We start from the raw sequence: 2624 nt of genomic DNA, 5'->3' as shown, positions 1-2624 counted from the left end.
GAACACGGGAAGCGCCGCGCTGCGCGCTCGCTGGGCATGGCCCGGCGCTACCCGATCCGGTTTCCGCTGGGCGGAAACAGAAACGCGCCCGTGGGGCGCGTTTCTGCAGATCGCAGCGGAACGAAGGCTTATGCCTTYTTTTCCGCTTCGATCTGCTTGCGGATCTGCGCATCGACCGCGGCGATCGCGGTCATGTTCAGGATCCGGCGCGAGGTCGCGCTGGTGGTCAGGATGTGCACCGGCTTGTTGACGCCCATCAGGATCGGACCGATCGCCACGCCRTCGGTGAACACGCGCACCAGGTTGTAGGCGATGTTGGCCGCTTCCAGGTTSGGCAGCACGAACAGGTTGGCRCGGCCCTGCAGGGTCGAGCCCGGCAGCAGCTTCTGGCGCAGGGCTTCATCCCATGCGGTGTCGCCCTGCATTTCGCCGTCCACGTTCAGACGCGGGTTGCGCTTGAGCAGCAGCTCGCGCACCTGGCGCATCTTCAGCGCATCCTTCGAATCGTGGCTGCCGAAGTTGGAGTGCGACAGCAGCGCCACCTTCGGTTCGACGCCGAACAACTTCATGCGGTAAGCGGCCTGCAGGGTCGCTTCGCACAGCTGCTCTGCGGTCGGGTCTTCCTGCACGTGCGTATCGACGAAGAAGAACACGCCCTGCTGGTTGATCACGCCGGTCATCGCCGAGGTCGAGGTGACCTTCGATTCCAGCGGCAGCACGCTGCGCACGTAACCCAGCTTCTTGTGGAAGCGGCCGACGATGCCGGTCAGCATCGCATCGGCTTCGCCACGGGCCACCATCACCGCAGCGATCAGGGTCGGCCGCGAACGCATCAGGTTCTTGGCGGCGGCCACGGTGACGCCACGACGGCCGGTCAGGCCGTGGTAGTACTGCCAGTATTCGTTGAAGCGCGGGTCGTCATTGATGTTGGTGACTTCAATGTTCTCGCCGATCTTCAGGCGCAGGCCGAGGCGTTCGATGCGCGATTCGATCACTTCCGGGCGACCGATCAGGATCGGATGTGCCAGGCCATCGTCGACCACGTTCTGCACCGCCTGCAGCACCACTTCTTCTTCGCCCTCGGCATACACCACGCGCTGCTTGTCGCTGCGCGCGCGGTCGTAGACCGGCTTCATCATCAGGCTGGTGCGGTAGACGAACTGCGACAGCTTCTGCCGGTAGGCTTCCATGTCGGCGATCGGACGGGCGGCCACGCCCGAATCCATCGCGGCCTGGGCCACGGCGGCCGACAGCTCCACCAGCAGGCGACGGTCGAACGGACGCGGGATCAGGTATTCGCGGCCGAAGCTGGGGGTCTCACCGCCATAGGCAGAGCCCATGTCGGTGGCGGCGCGGCGGGCCAGCGCGGCGATCGCGCGCACGCAGGCGATCTTCATTTCCTCGTTGATCGCGGTCGCACCGACGTCCAGCGCACCGCGGAACAGGTACGGGAAGCACAGCACGTTGTTGACCTGGTTCGGGTAGTCCGAACGGCCGGTACCGATGATCGCGTCCGGACGCGCGGCGCGCACCAGTTCCGGCATGATTTCCGGGGTCGGGTTGGCCAGGGCGAAGATCACCGGGTCCGGCGCCATCGTCTTGACCATCTCGGCGGTCAGGATGCCCGGCGCCGACAGGCCCAGGAAGATGTCCGCGCCATCGACGATCTCGGCCAGCGTGCGCTTGTCGGTGTCGCGCGCATAGCGCAGCTTTTCCGGGTCCAGGTCGGTACGGCCGGTGTGGATCACGCCTTCGCGGTCGAAGGCCAGGATGTTCTCCGGCTTCAGGCCCAGCTGCACCAGCATGTTCACGCAGGAAATGCCGGCCGCGCCCATGCCCGTGGTCGCCAGCTTCACTTCTTCGATCTTCTTGCCGGTGATCGCCATGGCGTTGAGCACCGCAGCACCGACGATGATCGCCGTGCCGTGCTGRTCGTCATGGAASACSGGRATCTTCATGCGCTCGCGCAGCTTSYKCTCGAYGWWGAAGCACTCSGGYGCCTTGATGTCTTCCAGGTTGATGCCGCCGAAGGTSGGCTCCAGCGMGGCGATGATGTCGACCAGCTTGTCCGGRTCGTTCTCGKCCASTTCRATGTCGAACACRTCGATGCCGGCGAACTTCTKGAACAGSMMGCCCTTGCCTTCCATCACCGGCTTGCCGGCCAGCGCGCCGATGTTGCCCAGGCCCAGCACCGCGGTGCCGTTGGAGATCACCGCCACCAGGTTGCCGCGGGCGGTCAGCTCGCTGGCCTGCTGCGGATCGGCCTTGATCGCTTCACAGGCGTACGCCACGCCCGGCGAATACGCCAGCGACAGGTCGCGCTGGGTCAGCATGGGCTTGGTAGCGGAAACCTTGATCTTGCCGGGCGGAGACATCCGGTGGTAATCGAGGGCGGCCTGTTTGAAATCTTCGTTGGACATCGATGTGGGTTACATGAATGGGCAGAAGGGACAGGGGATCATACCCCCGTTGGAGCGGTCGGACCTGTCGCTATGCTGTCGCAGTGATGCTGCGACCGCACAATTCCATGGCGTATGCGACGTTACCAGAGCACAGCTTCGGCGCTGGCGATGACAGCCGTGGGACGCCTTGAAACGCTGCGGGGCYGTGCCACTGTCGTGACC

The 2624-nt window shown here is 64.9% G+C and carries 1 protein-coding gene; it reads right to left on the bottom strand.

Translation table 11 applies throughout. The features are described 5' to 3' along the window. Positions 1–128: 128 nt before the first annotated feature. On the bottom strand, positions 129–2420 hold the full coding sequence (locus AC1VAN_RS17980; RefSeq protein WP_480986355.1) for an NADP-dependent malic enzyme: 2292 nt from the start codon (positions 2418–2420) through the stop codon (positions 129–131). Positions 2421–2624 lie beyond the last annotated feature (204 nt).

The sequence above is a fragment of the Stenotrophomonas sp. 05L44_2 genome (genome assembly GCF_056665995.1).
The sequence above is the reverse complement of the archived record's forward strand: the minus strand, read 5'-3'. Positions and strand labels throughout refer to the sequence as shown.